The sequence below is a fragment of the Duganella vulcania genome, assembly GCF_009857655.1.
Classification (GTDB): domain Bacteria; phylum Pseudomonadota; class Gammaproteobacteria; order Burkholderiales; family Burkholderiaceae_D; genus Rugamonas; species Rugamonas vulcania.
The window spans coordinates 1-3030 of sequence record NZ_WWCX01000206.1; the positions used below are offsets into that span (position 1 = coordinate 1).

Annotated in this window: 4 protein-coding genes and 1 pseudogene; 3 read left to right on the plus strand and 2 right to left on the minus strand. The window is 68.5% G+C overall.

Features of this window, described 5'->3' with window-relative positions:
• Together GTP90_RS35235 and GTP90_RS35240 are read right to left on the minus strand one after the other, a co-directional pair.
• Positions 1-1085, minus strand: a pseudogene (locus GTP90_RS35235) (GGDEF domain-containing protein); the annotation flags it as partial.
• Positions 1086-1295: 210 nt separating this feature from the next.
• Positions 1296-1817, minus strand: coding sequence for a DUF4142 domain-containing protein (locus tag GTP90_RS35240; RefSeq protein WP_161087862.1), 522 nt, complete (start codon positions 1815-1817; stop codon positions 1296-1298).
• A gap of 130 nt (positions 1818-1947) precedes the next feature.
• Here GTP90_RS35240 and GTP90_RS35245 point away from each other — a divergent pair, with 130 nt between their 5' ends.
• The 3 genes from GTP90_RS35245 to GTP90_RS35255 form a co-directional block, all read left to right on the plus strand.
• Positions 1948-2313 carry a COG4315 family predicted lipoprotein gene (locus GTP90_RS35245; RefSeq protein WP_161087863.1) on the plus strand — a complete coding sequence of 122 codons (366 nt, stop codon included), beginning with the start codon at positions 1948-1950 and terminating at the stop codon, positions 2311-2313.
• Positions 2314-2322: 9 nt separating this feature from the next.
• Positions 2323-2826 carry an RNA polymerase sigma factor gene (locus GTP90_RS35250; protein ID WP_161087864.1) on the plus strand — a complete coding sequence of 168 codons (504 nt, stop codon included), beginning with the start codon at positions 2323-2325 and terminating at the stop codon, positions 2824-2826.
• Positions 2823-3030: anti-sigma factor family protein (locus tag GTP90_RS35255; protein ID WP_371875185.1), on the plus strand; the 208-nt coding region annotated here is incomplete at its 3' end. The genes GTP90_RS35250 and GTP90_RS35255, both read left to right, overlap by 4 nt.

The following is a 3030-nucleotide window of genomic DNA, read 5'->3' on the forward strand; positions in this document are numbered from 1 at the left end:
TGCGACAGCGCGTGCGCCTGGCCGCGCCGCGCGCTGCTGCGGAAGTCGGTCTGGCCCAGCGCGTCGCCGCGCGAGGCCAGGCGGGTGAAGCTGTCCAGCGCGGCCGCGTGGTTGCCCAGGTCCAGCGCCAGGTCGCCCTGGTATTCCAGCGCCACCGCATAGGCGCGCGAACCGGACAGCGGCGCCAGCGTGTTGAGCGCCTCGCGCAGCAGCGTCTGCGCCGCCTCGCGCTGGCCCAGCTGGCGCAGGGTCTCGGCCGTCTGCATCAGACACATGCCGATGCTCAGCGGCCAGCCGGTCGGGCGCGCCAGGTCCAGGCCGCGCTGCATCCAGTCCAGCGCCGCCTCGTGCGCATTCAGGCTGGTGAAGCCGTTGCCGATGTTGGTGGCGACGATGATGGCGCGCCGTATCTGCCCGGTCGCCAGCGCGGTCTCGTAGCTGAGCATGAGGTGGCCGATGGCGCGGCCGTAGTCGCTGCGCTGGAAGGCGCAGGTGCCGAAGAAGTCGCTGATCCAGCCGGCCGCGACCGGCTCCACGCCGCTCAGGTCGGAGCCGAAGCGGCCGCTCCAGCGCTCCTGCGCGGCCTTCCAGTCGCGGAAGGTGTCGCAGATGCCGGAGGCTGCGTCGATGAGGTCGATACGCACCGGGTCGCCGCCGGCGCGGGCGGCCAGCGCGGCCTGCTCCAGCCAGCGGTCGCCGGCGCTGCTGTTGCCGCGGTCGTTGGCGACCCAGGCCAGCACCCAGCTGGCGTCCGCGCGCGCACGGTTGGCCTTGGCCGGCAGCGCGGCCGCCTGCTCCAGCTGCCGCAGGGCTTGCTCGGCCTGGTGCTGGGCGGAATCCAGCCGCCCGTTCAGCCATTCGGACTCGGCGCCGACCAGCAGCAGGCGGGCGCGCTGCACGGCGGCCTCGGCGTCGGGCAGCGCGGCCAGCAGCGGCGTGAGCTCGGCGGCCAGGGTTTGCGCACGCGACGGGTCGCGCTGGCGCAGGTGCCAGGCCAGCGCCGACAACAGGGGCAGACGCGACGAACCTTGCGCTTCAGACAACTCCGCCTGCCAGCGCGCCAGCTCCACATCGTGCGCAAACATATTCACCAAATAACTTCCCTTTACTGTGTGCTACCCGCTCCCGGTCGGAGCGACAGGCGTCATTGCCTTAGCGCATGTATGCGCTGTTCCAGCATTATTCCACAGTTTACGGGCTGCCCTGGCAGCCCTTGTTAAGTCCCTGAAATCAAAGAGATTTTAGTTCCCAAGAGAAATTATTTTAACACGGAGAAATATTTCGCCGCCGGCCGCTCACTGTTTGGTGGTCGCGTGCTTGCCGTCCGCCATCGCCTGCACGGTTTGCAAATGCTGGTCCACGGTCGGCTGCAGCTTGGCGGCCAGCGCCTTGACGTCGGCGTCGGTGGCGTGTTTCTGCGCGTTGGCGACCAGCTTGTGGGCTTCGTTGTGCGCCTGCACGCCGGCGTTTTTCAGGTACGCCTGGTCGAAGGCCTCGCCGCTCAGGCTGTTGAGGTGCTCGCTCATGCGCTTTTGCTTGGCGTCCGGTTCGGTCGGCAGCGTGACGTTCTTGCTGCGCGCCACATCCTGCACGGCTTGCAAACCCTTGGTGTGGTCATCCACCATCTGTTGCGCGAAAGTCTTGACCTCCTGCTTGCTGGCCTTTTGCAGGGCGATCTTGCCGGCCTCCACCTCCGCCATGTTGGCCTGCGCCAGCTGGGTGAGGATGTGCTGGTCGCCCTTGTTCAGCGTTTGGGCGTAGGATGGCGACATGGCCGCCACGGCCAGGCCGGCGACAATGATGAGTTGCTTTTTCATTGGTATCTCCCGTTCATTGATCGGAGAATTTATTTTACGGACGAGGGAATAATCCGGTCGTACCTTACGTATACGCAATAACAGCGCCGTTTCGCGTCGCCGTTCAACCCAACCGTAAAGGACCCACGCCATGAAGATCGCCACCCGCCTGTCCCTCCTCGCCGCCGCCGCGCTGCTGGCCGGCGCCGCCCACGCCGACTCCGTCACGAAAAAAGACGGCATCCTGGTCAACGCGGCCGGCATGACCGTGTACACCTTCGACAAGGACGCGGCCGGCAGCGGCACCAGCGCCTGCAACGGCCCGTGCAGCGAGAACTGGCCGGCCGTGGCGCCGGCGGCCAGCGTGGCCGCGCCGTATTCCGCGATCACCCGCGAGGACGGCGCCAAGCAGCTGGCCTACAAGGGCAAGCCGCTGTACCTGTTCAAGAAGGACCTCAAGCCGGGCGACCGCAACGGCGACAACTTCAAGGACATCTGGCACGTGGTCAAGGACTAAGCGCCGTCCATGCAAGACGAACGCGAGCGCCTGATCGCCTGCATCCCGCGCCTGCGCCGCTACGCGCGGGCGCTGCTGGGCGGCCGCGCCGAGGCCGACGACTTGGTGCAGGACACCGTCGAGCGCGGCTGGGACCGGCTGGCCAGCTGGCGGCGCGGCAGCGACATGCGCGCCTGGCTGTTCGGCATCATGCACAATCTGCACGCGGACCAGCAGCGCCGGCCGTCGCTGGCCACCGAGCCGCTGGACGACGCGCTGCAGCCGGCCACAGCCGACACCACCGCCCACGGCCTGGCCCTGCGCGACATGGACCAGGCGCTGCGGCAGCTGCCGCCGGAACAGCGCGAAGTGCTGCTGATGGTGGCGCTGGAAGAGATGCGCTACGACGAGGTGGCGGCCGCCCTCGATATTCCGCTCGGCACGGTGATGTCGCGCCTGTCCCGCGGCCGGGAAAGGCTGCGCCTGATCCTGCAGGGCCAGCCCCTGCCCTCCACGTTGAAGGTGGTCAAATGAACTCCCCTGTTACCGAAGCCGAGTTGCAAGCCTGGGTCGACGGCCGCCTGCCGCCCGAACGGCGCGGCGCGGTCGACGCCCACCTGTTGCTGCATCCGGCCGACGCGGCGCGGCTGCAAGCCTACCGCGACCATGACGCCGCGCTGCGCGCGCTGTACCAGCCGGTGCTGGAGCAGCCGCTGCCGCCGGCCCTGACCGCCCGCG